The 2,781-nt window shown below is 72.4% G+C and carries 2 protein-coding genes; both read left to right on the top strand.

Going from position 1 to position 2,781, the window contains the following annotated elements; translation table 11 throughout:
• Positions 1-1,120: efflux RND transporter periplasmic adaptor subunit (locus A612_RS02320; RefSeq protein WP_019372996.1), on the top strand; the 1,120-nt coding region annotated here is incomplete at its 5' end.
• 22 nt (positions 1,121-1,142) lie between these two features.
• Positions 1,143-2,781, top strand: a 1,639-nt coding sequence (locus A612_RS02315; protein ID WP_019372995.1) for an efflux RND transporter permease subunit, incomplete at its 3' end; no start/stop codon positions are given.

Below are 2,781 nucleotides of genomic sequence, written 5' to 3'. Positions count from 1 at the left end.
CGGGCCGGGGCACGGGCCGGGCGGGCCGGGCTTCGGCCCCCCGGGCGCCGGGCCGGGCGGCACCACGGTCGGCACGGCGCGCGCCGAACAGGGAGGGCTGCCGGTGGTCGTCGATGCGCTCGGCACGGTCACGCCGCCGATCACGGCGACGCTGGTGCCGCAGGTCTCGGGCGTGCTCACCGAGGTGCTGTTCGAGGAAGGCCAGATGGTGAAGAAGGGCCAGGTGCTGGCGCGCATCGACGCGCGTTCGTACGAGCAGTCGCTGGCCCAGGCGCGCGGGCAGCGCGCCAAGGACGAGGCACAGCTGGCCGCGGCGCGCGTGACGCTCGCTCGCTACCAAACCCTGTGGGAGCAGGATTCGATCGCGCGCCAGGACGTGGATACCCAGGCGGCGCTGGTCAAGCAGCTGGAGGGCGTGGTCGAGGCCGGGCGGGCCAGCGAGCGCGCCGCCGAGCTGAACGTCGGCTTTGCCAGCATCCGCGCGCCGATCAGCGGGCGCATCGGCCTGCGCGCGGTGGACCCGGGCAACCTGGTGAGCAGCGGCAGCGCGACGGGGATCGCCACCATCACGCAGGTCACGCCCATCGACGTGGTGTTCTCGGTGCCGCAGGACCTGGTGCAGCCGGTGCTGGCCGCGCAGCGCCGCGGCACGTTGCCGGTGGTGGCGCTCGACCGGGGACGCAGCCAGACGCTGGCCGAGGGGCGTTTCCTGACGCTGGACAACCAGATCAACACGGCCACCGGCACGGTGCGCGCCAAGGCGCGCTTCGCCAACGACGACGGCGCGCTCTTTCCCAACCAGTTCGTGAACGCGCGGCTCGAACTGGGCCAGGAGCAGGGCGTGCTGGTGCCGGTGACGGCCGTGCGCACCGGCCCGCAGGGCGACTACGTCTATGTGGTGGACGAGGAGCGCGTGGCGCACATGCGCCCGGTGGTGCGCGGCATCGCCACCGCCGAGCGGGTGCTGGTGCGCGAGGGCCTGCAGCCGGGCGAGCAGGTGGTCACCGAGGGCGGCGACCGGGTGAAGGATGGCAGCCGGGTGCAGCTGGCCGGCGGTGCGCCGGCGCAGGGGGCTGCCCGGGCCGGCGAGGGCCAGGGGGCGCCTGCCGGCACCCGCTGAGGGGCACCGGGATGCAGCCGGCATGAACGTCTCGCGTCTTTTCATCCAGCGGCCGGTGGCGACGGCGCTGTTCATGCTCGCCATCGTGCTGGCGGGCCTGGTCGGGCTGCGTTTCCTGCCCGTGGCGGCGCTGCCGCAGGTCGATTACCCGACCATCCAGGTGCAGACGCTCTACCCGGGCGCCAGCCCCGACGTCATGAGCCGCACGGTGACGGCGCCGCTGGAGCGCCAGCTCGGCCAGATGCCCGGGCTGGCGCGCATGAGCAGCACCAGCAGCGCGGGCGTGTCGCTGGTGACGCTGCAGTTCGTGCTCGACCTGGACATGGACGCGGCCGAGCAGCAGGTGCAGGCGGCCATGAACGCCGCCGCCTCGCTGCTGCCGGCCGACCTGCCCGCGCCCCCGGTCTATGCCAAGGTCAACCCGGCGGATGCGCCCATCATGCAGCTGGCCGTGACTTCCGACAGCCTGCCGCTGACGGAGGTGCAGAACATGGTCAACACCCGCCTGGCGCTGAAGATCAGCCAGGTGGACGGCGTGGGGCTGGTCACGCTCGCCGGCGGCCAGCGCCCGGCGGTGCGCGTGCAGGCGCGGCTCGATGCGCTGGCGTCCATGGGCCTGTCGCTGGACGCCATCAGCAGCGCCATCAACGCCGGCAACTCCAGCACCGCCAAGGGCAGCTTCGACGGGCCGCAGCGCCAGTACAGCATCAACGCCAACGACCAGCTGATGAGCGCGGAGGAATACCGCCAGCTGGTCATCGCCTATGTGGGCGGCGCGCCGGTGCGGCTGGGCGACGTGGCGCGCATCGTCGACGGCTCGGAGAACAGCCGCCTGGGCGCCTGGACCGGGATCAAGGGCGAGGGCGCGCGAGAGGGCGCGGCGGCGCTCACCCCGGCGATCATCCTGAACGTGCAGCGCCAGCCGGGCGCCAATGTCATCGCCACGGTGGATGCCATCCAGCGCCAGCTGCCCCGGCTGGCCGAGAGCCTGCCGACGAGCGTGCGCGTGCAGGTGCTGACGGACCGCACCCTGGGCATCCGCGCCTCGGTGCAGCACGTGGAGCTGGAGCTGGTGCTGGCGGTGGCGATGGTGGTGCTGGTGATCTTCGCCTTCCTGCACAGCGCGCGCGCCACGCTGATCGCCTCCATCGCGGTGCCGATCTCGCTGCTGGGCACGGCGGGGGTGATGTACCTGCTGGGCTATTCGCTGAACAACCTGACGCTGATGGCGCTGACCATCGCCACCGGCTTCGTGGTGGATGACGCGATCGTCATGATCGAGAACATCGCCCGGCACCGCGAGATGCAGGCCGGGGCAGCCGGCAGCCCGAAATCCGCCCTGCAGGCGGCCCTGGACGGCGCCGGCGAGATCGGCTTCACCATCATCTCGCTCACCGTCTCGCTGGTGGCGGTGCTGATCCCGCTGCTGTTCATGCAGGAGGTCATCGGCCGGCTGTTCCGCGAATTCGCCGTGACCCTGGCGATCACCATCCTGATCTCGGCGCTGGTGTCGCTGACGCTGGTGCCGATGATGTCGGCGCGCTGGCTCGGGCCGCTGGAAGAGGGGCAGGGGCGTTTCGGGCGCTGGATGCAGGCGCGCATGGACGGGGTCGTGGCGCACTACGACCGCGGCCTGCAGTGGGTGCTGGCGCGCCAGCCGC

Source organism: Melaminivora alkalimesophila (genome assembly GCF_000282995.1).
In the GTDB taxonomy this organism is placed as follows: Bacteria; Pseudomonadota; Gammaproteobacteria; order Burkholderiales; family Burkholderiaceae_C; genus Melaminivora; species Melaminivora alkalimesophila.
This window is presented reverse-complemented; position numbering and strand designations above follow the sequence as displayed.